21 protein-coding genes and 2 riboswitches are annotated in these 20,856 nt (G+C 40.7%); of the genes, 19 read left to right on the top strand and 2 right to left on the bottom strand.

Annotation, left to right across the window (positions count from 1 at the left end; all coding sequences use genetic code 11):
• The first annotated feature begins 113 nt into the window (after positions 1 to 113).
• The 3 genes from AC0VYJ_RS17565 to AC0VYJ_RS17555 all read left to right on the top strand — a co-directional run bounded on the left by AC0VYJ_RS17565 (position 114) and on the right by AC0VYJ_RS17555 (position 1,376).
• Positions 114 to 473 (top strand): arsenate reductase family protein, encoded by a 360-nt coding sequence (locus tag AC0VYJ_RS17565; RefSeq protein ID WP_475365742.1) that lies wholly within the window; start codon positions 114 to 116, stop codon positions 471 to 473.
• A 101-nt stretch (positions 474 to 574) separates the two neighbouring features.
• Positions 575 to 964 (top strand): glycine cleavage system protein GcvH, encoded by a 390-nt coding sequence (gene gcvH, locus AC0VYJ_RS17560; protein WP_194218962.1) that lies wholly within the window; start codon positions 575 to 577, stop codon positions 962 to 964.
• Positions 965 to 1,127: 163 nt separating this feature from the next.
• Entirely contained in the window at positions 1,128 to 1,376 is a 249-nt protein-coding gene (locus AC0VYJ_RS17555; protein ID WP_194218963.1) for a YusG family protein, read from the top strand.
• Between the two features lie 219 nt (positions 1,377 to 1,595).
• Here AC0VYJ_RS17555 and AC0VYJ_RS17550 read toward each other — a convergent pair whose 3' ends face one another.
• Positions 1,596 to 2,099, bottom strand: a complete 504-nt coding sequence (locus AC0VYJ_RS17550) for a peroxiredoxin family protein (protein ID WP_430241076.1) — start codon at positions 2,097 to 2,099, stop codon at positions 1,596 to 1,598.
• Positions 2,100 to 2,238: 139 nt separating this feature from the next.
• Here AC0VYJ_RS17550 and AC0VYJ_RS17545 point away from each other — a divergent pair, with 139 nt between their 5' ends.
• From AC0VYJ_RS17545 to AC0VYJ_RS17525, 5 genes are all read left to right on the top strand, one after another.
• Positions 2,239 to 2,766, top strand: a complete 528-nt coding sequence (locus AC0VYJ_RS17545; RefSeq protein WP_475365741.1) for a TraR/DksA C4-type zinc finger protein — start codon at positions 2,239 to 2,241, stop codon at positions 2,764 to 2,766.
• 153 nt (positions 2,767 to 2,919) lie between these two features.
• Positions 2,920 to 3,252 carry a toprim domain-containing protein gene (locus AC0VYJ_RS17540; RefSeq protein ID WP_303535493.1) on the top strand — a complete coding sequence of 111 codons (333 nt, stop codon included), beginning with the start codon at positions 2,920 to 2,922 and terminating at the stop codon, positions 3,250 to 3,252.
• A 69-nt stretch (positions 3,253 to 3,321) separates the two neighbouring features.
• Positions 3,322 to 3,639 carry a thioredoxin family protein gene (locus AC0VYJ_RS17535; protein ID WP_475365740.1) on the top strand — a complete coding sequence of 106 codons (318 nt, stop codon included), beginning with the start codon at positions 3,322 to 3,324 and terminating at the stop codon, positions 3,637 to 3,639.
• Positions 3,640 to 3,976: 337 nt separating this feature from the next.
• Positions 3,977 to 4,741, top strand: a complete 765-nt coding sequence (gene sigI, locus AC0VYJ_RS17530; protein WP_430241070.1) for an RNA polymerase sigma-I factor — start codon at positions 3,977 to 3,979, stop codon at positions 4,739 to 4,741.
• A gap of 21 nt (positions 4,742 to 4,762) precedes the next feature.
• The gene (locus AC0VYJ_RS17525; RefSeq protein ID WP_475365739.1) at positions 4,763 to 6,019 is read left to right on the top strand and encodes an anti-sigma factor domain-containing protein; all 1,257 of its coding nucleotides are present in this window, start codon (positions 4,763 to 4,765) and stop codon (positions 6,017 to 6,019) included.
• Positions 6,020 to 6,094: 75 nt separating this feature from the next.
• Here AC0VYJ_RS17525 and AC0VYJ_RS17520 read toward each other — a convergent pair whose 3' ends face one another.
• Positions 6,095 to 6,520, bottom strand: coding sequence for a TlpA disulfide reductase family protein (locus AC0VYJ_RS17520; RefSeq protein WP_430246971.1), 426 nt, complete (start codon positions 6,518 to 6,520; stop codon positions 6,095 to 6,097).
• A gap of 213 nt (positions 6,521 to 6,733) precedes the next feature.
• Positions 6,734 to 6,844, top strand: a riboswitch (SAM riboswitch).
• Positions 6,845 to 6,994: 150 nt separating this feature from the next.
• Here AC0VYJ_RS17520 and metX point away from each other — a divergent pair.
• From metX to ilvA, 11 genes are all read left to right on the top strand, one after another.
• Positions 6,995 to 8,083 (top strand): homoserine O-acetyltransferase MetX, encoded by a 1,089-nt coding sequence (gene metX, locus AC0VYJ_RS17515; protein ID WP_475365738.1) that lies wholly within the window; start codon positions 6,995 to 6,997, stop codon positions 8,081 to 8,083.
• Position 8,084: 1 nt separating this feature from the next.
• Entirely contained in the window at positions 8,085 to 9,383 is a 1,299-nt protein-coding gene (locus AC0VYJ_RS17510; protein WP_430246973.1) for an O-acetylhomoserine aminocarboxypropyltransferase/cysteine synthase family protein, read from the top strand.
• An 869-nt stretch (positions 9,384 to 10,252) separates the two neighbouring features.
• Entirely contained in the window at positions 10,253 to 11,158 is a 906-nt protein-coding gene (gene ilvE, locus AC0VYJ_RS17505; RefSeq protein WP_430246974.1) for a branched-chain-amino-acid transaminase, read from the top strand.
• A 373-nt stretch (positions 11,159 to 11,531) separates the two neighbouring features.
• Positions 11,532 to 13,253 carry an acetolactate synthase large subunit gene (gene ilvB, locus AC0VYJ_RS17500; RefSeq protein WP_408962576.1) on the top strand — a complete coding sequence of 574 codons (1,722 nt, stop codon included), beginning with the start codon at positions 11,532 to 11,534 and terminating at the stop codon, positions 13,251 to 13,253.
• On the top strand, positions 13,250 to 13,771 hold the full coding sequence (gene ilvN, locus AC0VYJ_RS17495; protein ID WP_194218971.1) for an acetolactate synthase small subunit: 522 nt from the start codon (positions 13,250 to 13,252) through the stop codon (positions 13,769 to 13,771). The genes ilvB and ilvN overlap by 4 nt, the downstream gene beginning before the upstream one ends.
• A 33-nt stretch (positions 13,772 to 13,804) precedes the next feature.
• On the top strand, positions 13,805 to 14,830 hold the full coding sequence (gene ilvC / locus AC0VYJ_RS17490) for a ketol-acid reductoisomerase (protein WP_430246975.1): 1,026 nt from the start codon (positions 13,805 to 13,807) through the stop codon (positions 14,828 to 14,830).
• Positions 14,817 to 16,358, top strand: coding sequence for a 2-isopropylmalate synthase (locus AC0VYJ_RS17485; RefSeq protein ID WP_430246976.1), 1,542 nt, complete (start codon positions 14,817 to 14,819; stop codon positions 16,356 to 16,358). The genes ilvC and AC0VYJ_RS17485 overlap by 14 nt, the downstream gene beginning before the upstream one ends.
• Positions 16,359 to 16,374: 16 nt before the next feature.
• The gene (gene leuB / locus AC0VYJ_RS17480) at positions 16,375 to 17,481 is read left to right on the top strand and encodes a 3-isopropylmalate dehydrogenase (protein WP_475365737.1); all 1,107 of its coding nucleotides are present in this window, start codon (positions 16,375 to 16,377) and stop codon (positions 17,479 to 17,481) included.
• Positions 17,482 to 17,508: 27 nt separating this feature from the next.
• Positions 17,509 to 18,915 (top strand): 3-isopropylmalate dehydratase large subunit, encoded by a 1,407-nt coding sequence (gene leuC, locus AC0VYJ_RS17475; protein WP_475365736.1) that lies wholly within the window; start codon positions 17,509 to 17,511, stop codon positions 18,913 to 18,915.
• Between the two features lie 15 nt (positions 18,916 to 18,930).
• Entirely contained in the window at positions 18,931 to 19,521 is a 591-nt protein-coding gene (leuD, locus tag AC0VYJ_RS17470) for a 3-isopropylmalate dehydratase small subunit (RefSeq protein WP_475367513.1), read from the top strand.
• Positions 19,518 to 20,528: a threonine ammonia-lyase gene (ilvA, locus tag AC0VYJ_RS17465; RefSeq protein WP_475365735.1), complete on the top strand. Its 1,011-nt coding sequence runs from the start codon at positions 19,518 to 19,520 to the stop codon at positions 20,526 to 20,528. The genes leuD and ilvA overlap by 4 nt, the downstream gene beginning before the upstream one ends.
• Positions 20,529 to 20,660: 132 nt before the next feature.
• Positions 20,661 to 20,770, top strand: a riboswitch (SAM riboswitch).
• The last annotated feature ends 86 nt before the right edge of the window (positions 20,771 to 20,856 follow it).

The raw sequence follows: 20,856 nt of genomic DNA, 5'->3' as shown, positions 1-20,856 counted from the left end.
ATTTTGTTAATAGATGACGAAATTTACTTTTAGGTGCATCTGTATTTGTCCAACTCCTCTCATGTGGTAAACTAACGTTATAATCACTTGAGTGTCTTTAAGGAGGAACAGATTTGCCCATTACATTCTATGCATATCCCAAATGTGGTACATGCCGTAAAGCGAAGAAATGGTTCGAGCAAAACGATATTGAAGTAAATGAAGTACACATCGTCGAAAATCCGCCCTCAAAAGATGAGTTAGCTGTCCTGCTTAATTATAGCGGCTTACCAATTAAGAAATTCTTTAATACGAGTGGGCAGAAATATCGAGAGCTTGGATTAAAAGATAAGGTCGCTACATCGACTCAAGACGAATTGCTTGAAATCCTTGCTTCTGATGGGATGTTAATCAAACGTCCAATCGTAACTGACGGAGAAAAAGTTACTGTTGGGTTTAAAGAGGATGTATTTGAGGAAACATGGAAACGATAAAATAGTTGCTTAATTAATAATAACTATTATACGATAGTTATTGTAAATAATATTGACTACTAACCTTTATTAAGAGGAATTATTTCAGGGAGGAATTACTAATGAACTTACCAAAAGATTTTCGCTACTCAGAAGAACACGAATGGGTGCAAGTACAAGAAGACGGAAACATCCGCATCGGTATTACAGACTTCGCACAATCAGAACTTGGAGATATCGTTTTTGTTGAGCTTCCAGAAGAAGGCGACACGATTGAATCTGACGAGCCGTTCGGTAGCGTGGAATCTGTAAAAACTGTTTCTGAGCTATACGCACCAATCTCAGGCAAAGTTCTTTCTGTCAATGAGGATTTAGAAGACAGCCCTGAATTCGTTAATGATTCACCATACGAAAAAGCATGGATGGTCGTTGTAGAACCTTCTGAGCCTTCTCAAGTAGAAGAACTAATGACAGCTGAAGCATACGAAAAAATGGTAAGCGAAGACGAATAAATCAGTCATTCATTTTATAGCTCTCCATTGCTAGTCGAATTATGAGCGTAAAAGTCCACTCATCATCGTAAACTCTTATTAATGAATGTGTTTCCTAATTTCAGTCATAGAATGAATACATGATGGCTTTACGGAATGACACAATAAAGAGGGGATGATACCAATGATTGAGACACCTCGCCCAATGCAAAGAATCGACGTTACTCGAAAGGTATATGGTAAATTTGATCAACAAGCGATGAACTTGTTTATGGACAAGGAAAGAATTGGCCGTATCTTATTCTCAGATCAAGGAAATCAATATGAGTTTCTTGAAGGATTTGAGATGGAGCAAAACAAAATTTATCATTACGAACAAGTAATCGAGCAAAATGGAAGGTATGTAGAAGACTGCGACCTCGGCTGGTGTTAATAAGAAAAGCGAATACGCTCGTTAAGGCCCGACAAGCACTGGAACCTTATGATTCGAACACGCTCTTTGTGTTCAAATCATAAGGAGAAGTGATCGAGGGACTGAGCGTAGTAGCTGGACAAGAAAAGCGAATACGCTCGTTAAGGCCCGACAAGCACTTCTCTTCTAACGCCAACGACTTTATTACTGCAAAAAAACCGGCCATTTGGCCGGTCTTTTTTATGCTTTGTTTTTGCGAATATATTTAATCGTTGTGATTAGACCATCAGCTGACGGTCTTCCAAATGGGCTTGACTGTAAATATTGCGCCATTAATTTGCCGTTCTCATCGATAAGAAAGATGGCAGGCTCTCCATGCTCACCGTGATCTTCATAAGGGTCGTCTTCTCGATGCATCATAACGCCAAAGGAGTCAATTGCCGCATTCTCTTTGTCACTTAGTACTGGGAACTCGAGGTTATGCTTTTCTTTCATTTTTCTAAGAGATTCTAAGCTATCTTTTGCAATTGCAATTGGATGGACGTCTAACTTTCTAAAAGCACCTAGATGCTCTTGAAGCTCTTCTAATTGCTCATTACATACAGGGCACCATTCTCCTCTGAAAAATACGAGCATATGCCAACGCTTGTCTTCCTTTTGGTGCTGTTCAAATTGAAACAGTTCACCTTCTGTATTAATTAACGAAAAGGATGGTACTTCCTGTCCAAGTTTTAACTTTGCCATTATGACCACTCCAATCTTTAATCTTATTGATTTATTTCCACCAGTTGAGCATGATAAAACATAATTGTGTGGTTTAGTGTGAGTAGGGTAAAGGGAAAATAGGTACTGGAAAAGAAAATGACCTATGGAGGGAATTACTATGGCTTTGTCGAAACAAGAATTACAGCATTTAAAAAAACAATTATTAGATCAAAAGAAAGATCTTTTAGATGGTGGTGCAAGTCACCGAGATGAAAATGCCGCACTATCTGAGGAAACAGGAGAATTAACATCGTACGACAATCATTTTGCTGATATGGCTTCTGAATTGGATCAACGCGAGAAAGATATTACACTAGAAGATGCAGCTAGAGAACGACTAAGCTTAATTAATACAGCACTTGATCGTATTCGAGAAGGTAATTACGGAATATGTGTGGATACTGGTGAAGAAATTGATAAAGAACGTCTTGAAGCCATTCCTTATGCAATACGTACCAAAGAAGCACAAGATCAATTGGAAGAGGCCAAAGACAGCAATAGACCGGATGATGAGGCTACATTTGAAACGTCAGGCAATAGAGTCGATGATCGCCTTCGCACAGTAGATGATCTTCAGAATGAACACGGTAATTCAACATCTGAAACATATTTAGAAGAGGACGATCCTGATCAAGACAATGATTAACAAAGCTGTCATTCATCTGGCTCAATGAGTAGCTGTTGTATCTAACACTTCAAAATGAATAAATTAAATCATATGCCTTGAAACGAAATGCTTCAACTACCATATGCTATAGTAAATGAATTGATACGACAGCTTGAAATGGAGCGTTGTGCCATGACTGATAAAGTAATTATTGTAGAAGGAAAGACAGATAAAGAACAGTTAATGAGAGTGTTAGATGAGCAAGTGGAGATTATCTGCACTTATGGAACGATTAGTTTTGACAGGTTAGAAGAACTTAGTGAAGAGCTTGAGGAGAAGGATGTATATGTTCTTGTAGATGCTGATGATGCCGGTGAGAAATTAAGACGGCAGCTTACACAAGAAATTCCACATGCCGAACATCTCTACATTACAATGCTTCATCGTGAAGTAGCAGAAACACCTCTAAATTATTTAAATAGGATTTTAAGGGCGGCGAAATTTAAAGTAGTGACCGTCCAATAATCAAGAAATGAGCGAAAAGGAAGCTTAACGAAGCTTCCTTTTCGCTCTTACATAGAATGGGGTATTAACATGCAAGACATAACCGATGAATCCATGGTTAGTGAACTTTTACAAAAGGAAGGCACTGTTTTTTTCTTTTACACGCCTTTTTGTCAGACGTGTAAAATTGCAGAGCGAATGTTACAAATTGTTTCGAGCTCTAAAGGGGTTGAATCACATATCTACTCATGTAATTTAAATTATTTTCCTTGGGTAGCGGAAACACTTAAAATACAAAGTGTACCTGCATTAACAGTTATTAGGGAGAAGGGCGGAAATAACACCCTTTTTGCCTTCGAATCAGTCGTAACTGTGGATGCATTTCTTAGTGAACACAAATTCGTTTGATGAAATTTGACCAATTTATCGTTATTTTCTGGTTTTAGAAAATCGCTTCAAGACGGGCTTGAATGAATACGCAATTCGCTGAAAATTAAGCAAGATTAATAATGATAAATTAATATAACAGGAAGTAAAGAAACAGTAACATTGTCATAAAATTGTATTTTCGTTCATGCTGATTGAATGGTATAACTGAATAGAGTCACCTTTCCGATGTTTGATACGAATGGTGACGCATTTTTATTTTAATTACTAATTTAGAATTCTCAAACTAAAAACATCTAAGAATCCAACCCGAGAAGCAATCAATTAGAAATTGACTGCAAGATGAGAGGTGTATAACATGACAACCATTTCAATCAGCACAATGGGAAATTTCGCAAATCATAAAGAAAATAAAAAAGATAATATTACATTAGAAGATAAAATTGATAGTATTCAAAACGGAAACCAGTTATTAAGAAACCAGCTATTAGAAGATTACCAACCGTTTATTAAGAAAATCACGTCCAAAGTTTGTAATCGTTATATCAATCATTCGATGGATGAGTTCAGTATCGGACTTTCAGCTTTTAACGAAGCGATGGATCAGTTTCGAAAAGGACAAGGAAGTAGATTTTTAACCTTTGCTGATATGGTGATTAGAAGAAGAGTCATCGACCATATCCGTAAAGAAGCAAGACAAAATAAGTATATTTATCTTGAGCCTGAGGAACTTGATGAGGAAGGCCGACTAGAAGATAGTTTTGCAGAACAGAAAGCTGCACTTGATGTATACGAAATGGACAGACAGCGTGAAGTAAGAATGTATGAAATTGAGGAATACGAACAATTGTTGAAGAAATTTAGCATTACGTTTAAAGTTCTGAGCAAAAACTGTCCTAAACATATTGATGCAAGAGAAAATGCAAAGATGATTGCGCAATTGATTGCTCAAGATGACATTCTTTCAAGTTATTTGCTAGAAAAAAAGCAGCTCCCTATAAAAGATTTGCTAGCGCTCGTTACATGCAGTCGAAAAACGATTGAACGTAATCGAAAGTATATAATAGCAGTGGCGTTAATTCATCTGGGTGGATTTAATGCGCTGAAATCATATATACAGTAGTTGAATTAAGGGGGCCAGGGGATGAAAAATGGGGTCATAATGGACATTCGTGGACGTAAAGCGGTTGTATTAACACCCGATGGGGAGTTTACTACGATCAATTTGAAGCGAAATCATACGTTAACAATCGGCTCTGAAATTAAACTTACACCAAAACCATTAAACAAGAAAAAAGGTTATTTTACCCCCTCTATGCCCACCCTGGCCGGTATGGCAGCAATTTTGTTATTAGTTGTAATCGTGACAGGTGTGATTCCTGTTAGACAAAATGACGCAGTTGCGGCCTATGTAAGCTTTGATATCAATCCAAGTATTGAGGTTGGAGTCAACTCCGACCTTGAAGTTGTTCAATATCAAGCGTGGAATTCGGACGGTGAAGGGTTAAACTTAGATCAAGAGGTAACGAACATGCCTCTAAGCGAATTTGGAGGGCTCCTAGTCTCGAAACTCGACAAAGAGGGGTATCTAACAGAAGATAGAAAACTGCTTATTGTCGCCTCAAATGTAGAGAAGAAAGAGCGTTATCAGGCGATTAAGGATCAGCTTGAGAATACGATTCAAGGAATAGAACAGAATGAAGCATTAGTCAATCAAGCAGTTGCTATTACAACCATACTTGATACTGACTATAGTACTCGAGCAAAAGCTATAGAAAATGGGATAACACCAGGAAAATATATGACTTATCTTGCTGCTGTTGATCGGGGAGCTACGTTATCAATAGAGGATGTACGGAATTTGTCTGTCAAAAACATGGATGAATTAGAGACCGAAAGCATGACCGCAGTGGAATCAAAGTCGAAAGATCGCTCTTTGGAGCTAGAAGATTCTGTCGTCCAGTTGAACGATAAGACGGTACCTAATCAGAATCGAGAAGATAGTGATTTAGTTCTTCAGGAGCCTGAGCAAAGCTCTTCTGATAAGGTTGAAAAGGTGGAGAAAGAACAAAAGGACACGCCTTCAGAACAAGAAACCAGCCCGTCAGATCAAACTGAAGACTCTAAAGATAACAACAAAGTGCAAAAAGATAAAATAGAGAAAAACGAAGACAAATCTAATTCTATAATAGCTAAAGAACAAGACAAAGAAAAAAAGAAAGCTGAAAAAGTAAACGAGAAAATAGAGAAATCTCAGGAAAAATCGGATAAAAAAATAGAAAAAGCTCAAGAAAAAGAGGATAAAAAGGACAAAAAGAAAGACGAAAAGCAGGATAAAGACAAGAAAGACAAGAAAGACAAGAAAGACAAGAAAGACAAGAAAGATAAAAAAGACAAATAACGCAACATGCTATTATTTATTTTATTTTCATTATTTTAAGCCAGAGGGATCCCTCTGGCTTTTTTTGTGGTGTGTTTATTTTGATGTCATGATGTCGGGCAATGCCTTTGCGATATCAAGAAATGATGATTTGTCATCGAACACATGTGCGATTTGATGATCTTGATTAAGCAATACAGTTGTTGGGACACCTGTACAACCAAATTTGTCGTAAGTTTCTCGTCCACTGTCTTGTAAAACGAGGAAAGGAAGATTGTTTTTGATCGTGAAATCTTTACCGGCTTCTTCTGACCGTTCACGACCTGTCACGTTAATTGTTAAGAATGCTAATGTATCAGTATCTGCATGCTGGTAGAACTGTTCTTTCATCGGTAAATCTTTCATACAATCGGGGCACCAGGAAGCCCAGAATGTAATCATAACTGGTTTCCCCCTGAAGTCCGTTAAGCTGATGATTTCTCCGCTTTGTACTTCTTCTAACGCAAAGGACGGCGCTTGCACTATCAATCACCTCTTCAAAATTATTCTAAGGCTACTTTATCAAAAATTCGATTCTAATCAAACTTAATACACTGTAGGCTCTGTTTCACGATAATTTGGATTAACTTAGACATTCTTTAAAAAAATGAAAAGAATGATAATTCCGAAAAAGTGTTTGACACTAATGCGCCACCTTGCTAAAATAAACTCAATTAAACAAAAACAAAATATTCTTACTTATCTAGAGAGGCGGAGGGACTGGCCCTATGAAGCCCGGCAACCGTCAAACCAATTGTGGTTTGAAAAGGTGCCAAATCCTGCAGGAGAAATCCTGAAAGATAAGCGGAGCTGATGAATAAATCAAGCCTCTCTGTCTTTCGGAGAGGTTTTTTTATATTGAAGCGACGTTTTCTTATAGCATTGGTTCTAGATTTATGGCTCATTATTATAGCCTTAATGAATAAAGACGGATTGCTCGAAAGGGGTGATAGGGGTTTGGAAAGTGAGACGAGATACGAAGCTCAGAACGTATTGATTGGATCGTTCACACTTGAGTCGGGCGAGACGCTACATGAAGTAGAACTCGCTTATGAACGCGTTGGACCAGAAGACGCTCCCGTTATTCTTGTCTGTCATGCATTAACAGGAAATCAATATACAATTGGTGATTCGGAGCCCGGCTGGTGGAAAGGATTAATAGGAAAGGATGGCTATATCGATACTCCCGAATTTCAAGTTATAACGTTTAACGTTCTTGGAGGATGTAACGGTTCTACAGGACCGCTATCGATTAATCCAGTCACCAGAGAACAGTATAAAGCGGACTTCCCATTTGTTTCAGTGAGAGATATGGTGCACTCACAGAAAAAGGCACTTGAAGTGTTAGGTATCGATCACCTTCATGCTGTGATTGGTGGATCACTTGGAGGAATGCAGGTTCTTGAATGGGGTGCCCTTTACCCAGATGGAATGGAGCATCTGATTCCACTTGCAGTAACTCCAAGCTTAAATACGTATGGAATAGCTTATAACGCGATTTCTAGATTTGCTATTACAAACGATCCTGATTGGAAGGATGGATACTACGATCCTCATCACCAGCCAACATCGGGGCTTGCAACTGCAAGAATGATCGGTATGATTTCTTATCGGACAGATGAAATGTTTCAAAAAAAATTCGGTCGAGCGGCGATCGAAACTTCAGAAGAAAATCATAAAGAAGCACAGTACGAAGTGGAATCTTATTTACACTATCAAGGAAATAAGCTTGTAAGCCGATTTGATGCAAATAGCTATTTGTATTTATTAAGGGCAATGGACACACATGATATTAGTAAAGGGCGAGGTAATCTTATATCCATCATCAAGAACATTAAAGCGAGCATTCTTGCTATTGGATTTAAAGGGGATTTAATCTATCCTCCAGAAGATTTAGAAAAATTGTTTGCTCAAGCTCATTCTTCTCCGTTTTATTTAATCAACACGAAATTTGGTCATGATGGATTTCTCGTTGAGTTTGATAAATGGGGACCGCTTATAAAGGAACAAGTAACATTAACGAAAAATATCGAAGGAGTGAAGTGAAATGGCAGAGAAAAAATATAATTTGGAGACAATTGGAATTCATGGAGGTTTACAAGCTGATCCAGCTACAGGCGCAAGGGCTCTACCGATTTATCAATCGAATGCTTATCGATTTAATAATACTGATCACGCAGCCGATTTATTTGCCTTAAAGGAAGAAGGGTTTATCTATTCGCGCATCGGCAACCCTACAGTCGGTACACTTGAAGAACGTATTGCTCAACTAGAAGGTGGTGTTGGAGCACTAGCTCTTGCAAGTGGTATGGCTGCCATTACAACTGCCATTCTAAATGTAGCCAATAGCGGAGACGAAATTGTATCTGCTTCGACTTTATACGGTGGAACGTATAACCTCTTTTCTGCTACACTTCCGAAATACGGAATAAAGACCAATTTTGTTGATCCTGAAGATCTGGAATCATTTAAATCAGCCATTACTCCAAATACGAAAGCTATTTTTGCAGAAACGATAGGCAACCCGGGTCTACATGTATTAGATATTGAAAAAGTAGCAGATATTGCACATGAAGCTGGAATCCCACTTATTATAGACAATACATTTGCTACTCCGTATCTTTGTAGACCAATTGAGCATGGAGCAGATATCGTCGTTCATTCCGCCACAAAATGGCTTGGCGGAAACGGGTCCACAATGGGAGGGATTATTGTCGATGGTGGTAAATTTGATTGGAATTCACCTAAGTTCCCGGGCTTCACCGAACCCGATCACACGTACCATGGCATAGTATTCGCAGAAGCGCTACCCGAAGCCGCGTATATCGTGAAAGCAAGGGTCCAGCTCCTAAGAGATACAGGTGCTGCGCTTAGTCCATTTAACGCTTTTCAAATTGCCCTAGGTGTAGAAACACTCCATGTTCGTATGAAAGAGCACATTGCAAATACTCGAAAAATCGTTTCTTACTTAAAAGATCATCCGGCAGTTGAGTGGGTGAGCTATCCTGAAGATGAGGATCACGTATCGAATCAATTGGTGCCAAAGTATCTACCTAAAGGCGCTGGAGCTGTCGTCGTATTCGGAATAAAGGGAGGACGCGAAACCGGAGCAGGAATCATTAATTCAGTTGAACTTTGGTCTCATGTAGCGAACGTGGGAGACGCGAAAAGTTTAATTATTCATCCTGCTAGCACGACCCACCAGCAGCTAAGTGCGGAAGAGCTAACAGCTTCCGGTGTGCGAGATGACCTCATTCGTTTATCTGTTGGAATTGAACATATTGATGATTTAATTGCTGACCTGGATCAGGCCATTGCAAAAGCAAAAGTTGAAGCTAACGTATAATTCAGCACTAAAGCTCTCTTCCATTTGAAGAGAGCTTTTTTTAGTTTAGCAGTTTTTTACTTCATTAAGTCTAATGTTGAATGAGAGACTAAGATGGCTAGTCTTCAAAGCTCATCATATATACACATGACAACTGTAAATAAACATACAGAAAGAAAGCTTACCTTTTTGGTGATGCAATGGTCAATTACGAAAGAGGACTAAGCAGTTTGGTCGTTCCTAGTTTAATCTTTTTCTTTTCAATAAGTAAATCGAGTCGTGATTTTTTCTACTATGCTTTTTCATAAAAACGAGATCTTCGCTATGATGCTACTCATTGAGATAGGTTTGTTGTTTAATTCAGTTTTTATCAAATTGGCTAAAATAATTAGAAAAATCCAGGTATATACTTGAAAGAGTTATAGCTCAGTATAGGAATTCTCACAGAAGATAGCACTGCGTATGGCGTTGGCAGGTGTAAAGTATATAAGATATATTTAAAATTTTTTGGGAATGGTTTAAAGATCAGGAGAGGGCTTGGCCAAGAAAAGGTACAGATGGATCCAGATCTTTCTTTTAAATTTCCTTGTCATAAAACAACTAAAACTGTAAGCGTTTTATTGAATTTATAATTAAAAATTTTTCGTGTGATTAAATCTCACGCATACCAACGTTGTAAGCGTTTCCAAATAGATTGATATATCGAAATTATCAAAAAACTTATATTTTAGGTGTTGACCTTAAGTCCAAACCGGCGTAATATAATCCTCAATTAAACAAAGTATTCAAATAACTCAAACACACAATTAGGACCCCGGATTACGTTGGTCCTATCATTAAACACTAACGCTTTACTGCGTCTACTTAACAAACAGAAAGGAGTGAACAAGGTGAGTGAACAGTGGATCTACCTTAACGGAGAATTTGTGAAGAAAGAAGATGCCAAAGTATCTGTATACGATCATGGTTTTCTCTATGGCGATGGGGTGTTCGAAGGAATTCGCATGTATGACGGAAATGTTTTTCGATTAGAACATCATTTACAACGGCTGTATGATTCAGCTCATTCAATTATGCTTAAAATAACGCACACTATGGAGGAAATGACCGCCATTATTGTGGAAACGCTGAAGAAAAACAACCTTCAGGATGCCTATATCCGCATTGTTGTATCACGCGGAGTTGGGAACCTGGGACTTGATCCTTTCACATGTAAGGAACCTCAAGTGATCGTTATTGCAGAATCACTAGCCTTGTTCCCTAAGCGATTATATGAAACAGGAATTGATATTGTAACGGTAGCAAGTAGAAGAAACCGATCGGATGTCTTAAGTCCGAAGGTTAAATCGCTCAACTATTTAAATAACATTCTTGTAAAAATCGAAGCGAATTTAGCTGGTGTCAGCGAAGCTCTAATGTTAAATGATCAGGGATATGTCGCTGAAGGATCAGCTGATAATATATTCATCGTAAAAGGAAATGTGATCAAAACACCGCCTGGATATGTTGGTGCATTAGAAGGAATTACGCGAAATGCCATTATGGAATTAGCAAGACAAAAGGGATATGACATGAGGGAAGAGACTTTCACACGTCATGATGTCTATGTTGCAGATGAAGTGTTCCTAACTGGAACAGCTGCTGAAGTTATTGCGGTCGTAAAAGTAGATGGTCGAGAAATTGGTGAAGCAAAGCCGGGTAAAACGACGAACGAGTTGCTTGGAGCATTTCGAGATATCGTCACTGTCGATGGTGTCAGTGTTTACCCTTCAAAACGAGACGTTCAAGCAGGATAATTCTTACAAAATAAATATCAATAATCGATGACGAGGCAAAAGAAACAGGAATTGGTATTAACCAGAGAGCCGGTAGTGGTGGAAGCCGGTATTACCCCCTGTATCGACATCCCCTCCGAGTGCTGATCTGAATCAAGTAACATAGGATCAGCCAAGTGTTCTAAAAACACTTGTTATCAAAACGAGCAGTTTGCTCATGAGGCGGCATCTTTTTGTCGCAAAGTAGGGTGGTACCGTGAAGTCTTTTCGCCCCTATGGACCGTAAAAAAAGCGGCGTAGGGATGAGAAGGCTTTTTTTTATTAGTAATAAACAGTGAAATACGCAAACCCGTTATCGAACGGAGGCGTGCAACACAATAAAGCATTGGAGGGTATGAATATGCGGGCGAAGGCTAAACCAGAAGCCGAAGCGGTAACAGCGGAAATGACCGGGGCAGACGTATTGATTGACTCTTTAAAAAAAGAAAATGTTGAAGTTCTCTTCGGATATCCGGGAGGAGCAGTTCTTCCGATCTATGATGCACTTTATCGATCGCCAATTAAACACATTCTCTCAAAGCATGAACAAGGTTCCATTCATGCGGCTGAAGGATATGCGAGGGTTAGTGGGAAACCCGGTGTAGTTATTGCAACATCAGGTCCAGGAGCAACAAACCTCGTAACGGGGATTACAGATGCCATGATGGATTCATTACCACTGGTTATCTTCACTGGGCAGGTTGCAAGTACGGTGATTGGTACAGATGCCTTTCAAGAAGCAGATATTATGGGAATTACAGCACCAATTACAAAACATAATTATCAGGTGCGTGACGTTCAGGATCTACCAAGAATTATTAAAGAAGCGTTCCATATTGCAACAACAGGACGTCCCGGTCCAGTTCTAGTTGATATCCCTAAGGATGTGGCGAACAAAACCATTTCACCCGGCTATGATTCTACTATTCATCTACCCGGCTATCAGCCAACTTTCTCGCCAAACATTTTGCAGATCAAGAAGCTCGCGGATGCGGTTGGTGCAGCAAAGAAACCGGTGATTTTAGCTGGAGCTGGTGTTCTCCATGCGAATGCAGGAAAAGAACTCGTCGCTTTTTCTGAGAAGCATCGCATTCCAGTCATCAATACATTACTTGGTTTAGGAAGCTATCCTGGCAATCATCCTCTATTCCTTGGAATGGGAGGAATGCACGGAACGTACACAGCGAATATGGCACTTTATGAATGTGACTTGTTAATTAGCATTGGAGCACGATTTGATGATCGATTAACAGGTAACCTTGACCATTTTGCCATTCATGCAACGGTTGCTCACATCGACGTTGATCCTGCAGAAATTGGGAAAAACGTTCCTACTCAGATTCCAATCGTATCTGATGCAAGAGAGGCATTGAAGAAGCTTCTAGATATTGATTCACCAGTTCCAGATACAGAGGATTGGCGTAAGGTGCTAACTCAAAATAGTGAAGATTTCCCACTTTGGAAGAAAACATCTTCAACGGAATTTCTTCCACAGCGAGTAGTTGAACTCGTGCATGAATACACGAAGGGAGACGCTATTGTTACGACGGACGTTGGTCAACATCAAATGTGGGCGGCTCAGTACTACGCATTTGCAGATGCCAACCGATGGGTAACATCTGGTGGACTTGGCACGATGGGCTTTGGTTTCCCTTCCGCGATTGGAGCACAGCTCGCATTCCCTGAACAAACGGTTGTGGCTCTTACAGGAGACGGGGGATTTCAGATGACATTACAGGAGCTATCGACTCTGCAAGAGTTAAACCTTCCTGTGAAAGTAGTCATCATGAACAATCAGACGCTTGGAATGGTGAGGCAGTGGCAGGAAGCTTTTTATGAAGAACGCTATTCTCAATCCCTTATACCTGTACAGCCAGATTTTGTGAAGCTTGGTGAAGCTTACGGTATCCAATCTTTTAAAGTAACCAATGAAGAAGAAGCAAAAGTTGTTTTTGAAGAAGCCTTTTCTCACCGAGATCCAGTTTTGATCGACTGTAGAGTAGCTGGAAAGGAAAATGTATATCCAATGATTGCGCCTGGTAAAGGGCTTCATCAGATGATTGGGGTGAAACCATGAAACGAATCGTAACTGCAACAGTGATTAACCAAAGTGGTGTTCTAAACCGCATTACGGGGTTGATGACCAAGCGGCAATTTAACATTGAAAGCATAACGGTTGGTCATACCGAGACAGAAGGGGTATCCAAAATGACCTTTGTCGTTAATGTCGACGGTGATGCGAAGATTGAGCAGCTGATCAAACAGCTCAATAAGCAGATTGATGTTTTGAAAGTAACTGATATAACGGATCAAGCTATCGTTGTCCGAGAATTAGCGTTAATTAAGGTTATAAGTAACGCCCAAATTAGAAGTGAGATTTCAGGAATTATTGAGCCGTTTAGGGCTTCTATCATCGATGTCAGTCGAGAGAGCATTACCGTACAAGTAACGGGTAACTCCGACAAAATTGAAGCGATTCTAGATCTTCTCAGGCCATATGGCATTAAGGAAATGGTTCGAACAGGTATAACGGCTTTTCCAAGAGGAAGTCAAAAGTCAGTAACAGATTTGAAGCAGTATTCCATTTTAAATTAACTAATAAACCTAAATATGAAGGGATGAATGAAAATGGCAAAAGTATACTATAACGGTGATATCAACGAGGGAATGCTAAAAGCAAAGAAAATCGCAGTAGTTGGTTACGGATCTCAAGGTCATGCGCATGCACTAAATCTTCGCGAGAGTGGTTTTGATGTAACAGTCGGCTTACGTAAAGGGCGTTCATGGAATCAAGCAGAGGAAGATGGTTTTGATGTAAAAACAGTAAAGGAAGCAAGTGATGAAGCAGATGTTATCATGATTCTTCTTCCAGATGAGTATCAGCCTGAAGTGTACAAAGAGGAAATCGAACCAGGTCTTCGTGCTGGAAATGCGCTAGTCTTTGCTCACGGGTTTAACGTTCACTTCAATCAAGTTGTACCCCCATCAGATGTGGATGTTTTCCTTGTTGCTCCAAAAGGACCTGGACACCTTGTAAGAAGAACATTTGAAGATGGTGCAGGGGTTCCAGCACTATTCGGTGTTTATCAGGACGTATCTGGTAACGCAAAAGAGCTTGCACTAGCTTATGCAAAAGGAATCGGCGGTGCTCGTGCTGGGGTACTTGAAACATCCTTCAAAGAAGAAACTGAAACAGATCTTTTTGGTGAACAGGCGGTCCTATGTGGCGGATTATCCTCACTAGTAAAAGCTGGATTTGAAACGCTCACGGAAGCGGGATATCAACCAGAAGTCGCTTACTTCGAATGTTTGCACGAGCTAAAGCTTATTGTTGACTTGATGTATGAAGATGGTATTGCTGGTATGCGTTATTCGATCTCTGACACAGCTCAGTGGGGGGACTTCGTATCTGGACCACGTGTTGTTGATGCTGATACAAAAGCGCGTATGAAAGATATTCTTGAAGATATCCAAACAGGTAAATTTGCGAAGGGCTGGATCCTAGAAAATAAACTAAATCGTCCAGAATTCCACGCGATCAACGAGAAAGAGAAGAATCATCCAATCGAGCAAGTAGGAAAAGAGCTTCGTGCGATGATGCCATTCGTGAAACCAAAATCAAAGAAGGAAGTGGTTGCCAGTGCGAAAGATTAATGTATTCGATACAACGCTTCGTGACGGAGAACAGTCAGCCGGAGTCAATCTGAATGCATTAGAGAAGCTGGAAATCGCGAAGCAGCTTGAGAGACTTGGAGTCGACATTATGGAAGCAGGCTTTCCTGCTGCTTCCAAAGGTGACTTCCAGGGTGTGAAGAACATTGCTGATACTGTAAGGGATGTATCCGTTACTGGTCTTGCGAGAGCGAATATGAAAGACATTGATGCAGCATGGGATGCTTTAAAAGGTGGCGCTGATCCAAGACTTCATGTTTTTCTTGCAACGTCTCCCATTCATATGACTCACAAGCTAAAGAAGACTCCTGATGAAGTAGTTGAAACAGCAGTTGAAGCAGTGAAGTATGCCAAGAAATTTTTCCCGAAAGTGCAGTGGTCAGCAGAAGATGCTTGCCGCTCCGACCGCTCCTTTCTTGCAAAGATTATTAAAGAAGTGATTGATGCAGGAGCATCTGTCATTAACATTCCAGATACAGTTGGATACAGAAGTCCACAGGAATACGGAGAACTGTTCACTTATTTGCGAAACAATGTTCCGAATATTGAGGGCGTTGATCTTTCTGCCCATTGCCATAATGACCTAGGGATGGCGGTAGCGAATTCCCTAGCTGCGATTGAATGTGGCGCGACTCAAATAGAAGGAACGATTAATGGTATTGGAGAACGCGCTGGTAACGCAGCAATTGAGGAAGTTGCCGTTGCGCTTCGAATTCGCAATGATTTCTACCAAGCAGAAACAGGATTGAAACTTGATGAAATTAAACGAACAAGCAACCTTGTCAGCAAGCTTACTGGCATGGCGGTTCCTGGTAATAAAGCAGTTGTTGGGGCGAATGCTTTTGCTCATGAATCAGGCATTCACCAGGATGGAGTATTAAAAGAAAAAACAACCTATGAAATTATTAGTCCACAGCTTATCGGTGTTCAGTCGAATAGTCTTGTTCTTGGAAAACACTCTGGCCGTCACGCCTTTAGAGATAAAGTGAAGGATTTAGGCTTTGAACTTGACGAAGCGAAGATTAATGAGGCATTTGCAGACTTTAAAGATCTTGCTGATAAGAAGAAGCAGGTTACGGAAGATGACCTTTTCGCATTGTTAACTGATATTCAAACAGATGAATTTGTTGATAAATATGAGATTCATAGTATTCAAGTACAGTATGGAACTGCAAACATTCCGACGGCTACTATTTCAATTGAGAAGCCTGATGGAACCATGATTCAACAAGCTGGAACAGGATCGGGTAGTGTAGAAGCGATCTATAACACGCTTGAAGCAATGATTCCTGGCACACTTCAGCTTCAGGACTATCGAATTAATTCCGTCGGTGGTGGAAGAGATGCTCTTGCTGAAGTTCATGTGCGAGTCATGTATAACGGGGTTGAGTCGAATGGTCGCGGCACAGCGCAGGATGTTCTTGAATCTTCCGCTATTGCTTACTTGAATGCAGTGAATCGCGTTCTTGCTCGTGAAAGCTATCAAGTTAATAAAAAAGCGCACGTCTAACAGGGAGGTTAGAAGGATGAAGAGAAAAGTTGCGGTATTACCCGGTGATGGAATTGGTAAAGAAGTAATGGAAGGAACGATGAAAGTTCTAAATGCCGTGGCAGATCGATTTGGCCATACGTTTGAATTTCAACAGGGAAGAATTGGAGGGGCTGCTATTGATGAGGATGGCTCGCCACTACCAGATGAAACACTGCGCATCTGTAGGGAAAGCGATGCTGTTCTACTAGGTGCTGTCGGTGGTCCTAAGTGGGAAACTCTTCCTGGCCATCTTCGTCCTGAACGAGGTCTTCTTGGTATTCGAAAAGAACTAGGCTTGTTTGCGAACCTTCGTCCTGTGACGGCATTTGAAAGTCTATTAGATGCATCTCCACTTAAACCGGATCGGATTAAAGGTGTGGATATGTTAATTGTTCGCGAATTAACGGGTGGTTTGTACTTCGGTACTCCGAGTGAGCGTCGTCAAAATGGGAAAGAAGTTGTTGATACGCTTCGTTACACAAGAGAAGAAATCGAACGTATTGTGGATCAGGGATTTGAAGCTGCAAGTAAGCGAAACAAGAAATTAACAAGCGTAGATAAAGCGAACGTTCTAGAATCAAGCCGAATGTGGAGAGAAATCGTTGAAGAAAAAGCGAAGAATTATCCTGAAGTAGAAGTGGAGCATATGCTTGTCGATGCGGCAGCAATGAAACTGGTTCAAAACCCGGCTCACTTTGATGTTATTGTAACTGAGAATCTATTTGGAGATATTTTGAGCGATGAAGCCTCGATGATCACAGGATCACTTGGAATGTTGCCTTCCGCAAGTCTTCGTAGCGACGGTTTTGGAATGTATGAACCAGTACACGGTTCAGCGCCAGACATCGCAGGGAAAAATCTTGCGAATCCACTGGCGATGATTTTATCAAGTGCAATGATGCTGAAGTATTCATTCGATATGAATGAAGAAGCGGAGTCAATCGAAAAGGCTGTGAAAGAAGTACTTGATGCCGGATATTATACGAATGATCTTGCAAATGGCTCGCCGAAAGCTCTTGGGACAGACGCTATGATCAAGAAAGTGATTTATCAATTAGAAGAAGCGGATGCTACAGCAGGCATCATGGAAGCATACGCTTAATGACAAACAGGTAAGAGGAGGATGGGTGTGGAGCCGAAAACGATTATTGAAAAGATTTGGGATAAACACGTTGTGCATGAAGAAGAAGGTAGCCCGGATCTCCTATATATAGACTTGCATCTTGTTCATGAAGTGACTTCTCCGCAGGCCTTTGAGGGTCTGCGGATGAATAATAGAAGTGTAAGAAGACCAGATTTAACCTTTGCTACTATGGACCACAACGTTCCAACCATTGCACGTCATATTATTAATGACCCTGTATCAAAAGTTCAAATGGAGAAGCTTGAAGAGAACTGTCATGAATTTGGAGTGGAAATCGCCGATATTAATCATCCAGATCAAGGGATTGTTCACGTCATTGGTCCTGAGCTGGGCTTAACGCAGCCAGGAAAAACGATCGTTTGTGGTGACAGTCATACCTCAACACATGGGGCGTTTGGTGCCCTTGCCTTTGGGATTGGAACGAGTGAAGTGGAGCATGTTCTTTCTACTCAAACGCTATGGCAATCAAGACCCAAAACAATTGAAATACGTGTGAACGGACGCCTTGGTTCTGGGGTGACCGCTAAAGATTTAATTCTTGCTGTTATTGCTAAATTTGGTGTTAATGCAGGTACTGGCGCGGTTGTGGAGTACACAGGCGAAGCGATTCGAAATATGACAATGGAAGAACGTATGACTGTTTGTAACATGTCAATTGAAGCTGGCGCAAAAGCAGGGCTTATTAGCCCAGATGAGACTACCTTTTCCTATTTAAAAGGAAAAAGACATGTTCCAGAAGATTTTGATCGAGCTGTTGCTGAGTGGAAAGAGCTCGCATCTGATCCAGGGGCAACGTATGATGAAGTGCTCGAAATTGGAGCTGACGAAATCGAGCCACAAGTAACATGGGGGACGAATCCTTCAATGGGGTCTTCTGTTTATGCTCGCGTTCCTTTCCCTGAGGATTATGCAGATCCAGGTGACCAAAAAGCAATTAAGCAAGCACTTGCCTATATGGATCTTAAACCGGGAACGCCTATTCAGAATATAGATATTCAATATGTTTTCATCGGATCTTGTACGAATTCACGATTAAGTGATCTGCGCTCAGCTGCTGATATTGTTCGTGGTCGAAAAGTTCATGAAGGTGTGACAGCTCTCGTAGTACCTGGATCTAAATCAGTGAAGGATGCAGCTGAAGCAGAAGGGTTAGATACGATCTTTAAAGAAGCTGGGTTTGAGTGGCGAGAAGCAGGATGTAGCATGTGTCTTGCGATGAATGATGACATTGTTCCACCAGGCGAGCGCTGCGCGTCTACATCTAACCGTAATTTTGAAGGGCGTCAGGGGAATGGCGCTAGAACACATCTTGTCAGCCCAGCTATGGCTGCAGCTGCTGCCATTGAAGGCCGATTTACAGACGCTAGAAAAATAAAACCTCTTGTAGTGTAAAAGGAGTGAGACGTCCTGGAACCGATTAATAAATACAAAGGGATCGTTTATCCCCTTGAGCAGGTTAACGTAGATACAGATCAAATTATTCCGAAGCAGTTTTTAAAGAGAATTGAACGGCAAGGCTTTGGTCAGTTTCTTTTTTACAATTGGCGGTTTGATGATGATGGTCAACCGCGTGAAGATTTTAATTTGAACGAACAACAATACCAGCATGCTTCTATTCTAGTGTCGGGTAAAAACTTTGGGTGTGGTTCATCAAGAGAACATGCTCCATGGGCCCTTCTAGATTATGGGTTTCGAATTGTCATTGCGACAAGCTTTGCTGATATCTTTTATAACAACTGTGTAAAAAACGGTATACTTCCTATCGCTCTTGATCAAGAAACGATCTCGGAGCTTTTTCAAAAAGCAAAGGATGGATACGAACTTAGCGTAGAGCTAAGTAAACAGCAAGTAATTGATGGAGAAGGACTAAATGCGTCGTTCGAGATCGATCCTTATTGGAAAGAAATGCTGTTAAATGGATGGGATGAAGTATCTCGAACTTTATCTCTCGAAGATAAAATTAAATTATATGAAGAAAAACAACTTGTAGGAGAGTGAATGACGTTGGGAATTACCAGGAGAAATATAACGTTCATGTCGTAAAAGCAATGGAGAATTTGCTGGAAGCCGTCCACAGGACCCCGCTTCAGCAGTCGACAACGCTTAATGATTATACAAATAAAGATGTCTTCATGAAGATGGAAAACCTTCAACGAACGGGTTCCTTCAAACTTCGAGGTGCCTATAACAAAGTTGCGTCGCTAACGGATATTGAGGCAGCGCGAGGGATTGTTGCTGCATCGGCTGGAAACCATGCTCAGGGAGTGGCGCTTTCTGCTAGAGAGCGTGGAATTAAAGCTAAGATTTATATGCCCGTCCATACACCGACAAGCAAAATTGATGCGACGCGATCTTATGGAGCAGAGGTTGTTCTTGAAGGAGAATCGTATAACGAAGCGTTTAGTGGAGCGGATCGTGAGCGTGTTGAGAAAGGGGCCACATTCGTTCATGCTTTCGATGATCCTGAAGTAATGGCAGGACAGGGAACGGTTGCACTCGAAATGATGCAACAATGTCCTGACTTAGATACGATTCTCGTGCCTGTTGGAGGTGGAGGATTGTTAGCTGGAATGGCGATGGCGATTAAGTCGTTCTTTCCTCACGTGAAAATCATCGGAGTCCAGGCTTCTGAAGCATCTGCGACATGGAATCGATTTAAAGGTACTGGTCCTCTTGTCCTTCAATCTGTCCAATCGATTGCAGACGGTATTTCTGTGAAAGAAGCTGGAAAATTAACTTTTCCAATTATTGAAGAGCTTGTTGATGATATGCTAACCGTGTCAGAAGAAGAAATTGCTGCAGCGATTGTCTTTATGCTTGAGAGACACAAAACGCTTGTAGAAGGTGCGGGTGCTGCATCGATAGCTGCTGTCTTATGCAAGTCAAATCGTTTAGAAGGTAAGAGAATTGGTGTTGTTGTTAGTGGAGGGAATGCGGATCTTGCGAAAATCTCCCTTTATAAACAACTTTCTCAACGAGCGAAAACCATCAGGCGAATAAGCTGATGGTTTTCTAATGGGATTCAAAGTATATATTTTAGATTATTCCGACTTTTTGCTCAGTAATTGACACTCATAAAGTACCATGCTAGAATTCATTTAGCACTTAACCACAGTAAAGTAATAACAACTATATATCTCTTATTCAGAGAGGTGGAGGGACTGGCCCTATGAAGCCCGGCAACCGTCAAACGACTCGTTTGAAAAGGTGCCAATTCCTGCAAAGCGATTGCTTTGAGAAATGAGAGGAAGACATCGATTTATCAAATGCCTTTCTGCTCAAAGCAGAAGGGCATTTTTTTACTTTACTATACAAAGTGATAAGCGAATTAGG

The organism is Anaerobacillus sp. 63XJN7_5_ISO-PGPR-S23-430 (assembly GCF_056173695.1).
The sequence above is the reverse complement of the archived record's forward strand: the minus strand, read 5'-3'. Positions and strand labels throughout refer to the sequence as shown.

Excerpts from the sequence above, each read along its gene's own strand:
- gcvH (WP_194218962.1), top strand. The coding sequence starts at position 575 with ATGAACTTACCAAAAGATTTTCGCTACTCAGAAGAACACGAATGGGTG.
- AC0VYJ_RS17555 (WP_194218963.1), top strand. The coding sequence starts at position 1,128 with ATGATTGAGACACCTCGCCCAATGCAAAGAATCGACGTTACTCGAAAG.
- AC0VYJ_RS17550 (WP_430241076.1), bottom strand. The coding sequence starts at position 2,099 with ATGGCAAAGTTAAAACTTGGACAGGAAGTACCATCCTTTTCGTTAATT.
- AC0VYJ_RS17545 (WP_475365741.1), top strand. The coding sequence starts at position 2,239 with ATGGCTTTGTCGAAACAAGAATTACAGCATTTAAAAAAACAATTATTA.
- AC0VYJ_RS17540 (WP_303535493.1), top strand. The coding sequence starts at position 2,920 with ATGACTGATAAAGTAATTATTGTAGAAGGAAAGACAGATAAAGAACAG.
- AC0VYJ_RS17535 (WP_475365740.1), top strand. The coding sequence starts at position 3,322 with ATGCAAGACATAACCGATGAATCCATGGTTAGTGAACTTTTACAAAAG.
- sigI (WP_430241070.1), top strand. The coding sequence starts at position 3,977 with ATGACAACCATTTCAATCAGCACAATGGGAAATTTCGCAAATCATAAA.
- AC0VYJ_RS17525 (WP_475365739.1), top strand. The coding sequence starts at position 4,763 with ATGAAAAATGGGGTCATAATGGACATTCGTGGACGTAAAGCGGTTGTA.
- AC0VYJ_RS17510 (WP_430246973.1), top strand. The coding sequence starts at position 8,085 with ATGGCAGAGAAAAAATATAATTTGGAGACAATTGGAATTCATGGAGGT.
- ilvB (WP_408962576.1), top strand. The coding sequence starts at position 11,532 with ATGAATATGCGGGCGAAGGCTAAACCAGAAGCCGAAGCGGTAACAGCG.
- ilvN (WP_194218971.1), top strand. The coding sequence starts at position 13,250 with ATGAAACGAATCGTAACTGCAACAGTGATTAACCAAAGTGGTGTTCTA.
- ilvC (WP_430246975.1), top strand. The coding sequence starts at position 13,805 with ATGGCAAAAGTATACTATAACGGTGATATCAACGAGGGAATGCTAAAA.
- leuB (WP_475365737.1), top strand. The coding sequence starts at position 16,375 with ATGAAGAGAAAAGTTGCGGTATTACCCGGTGATGGAATTGGTAAAGAA.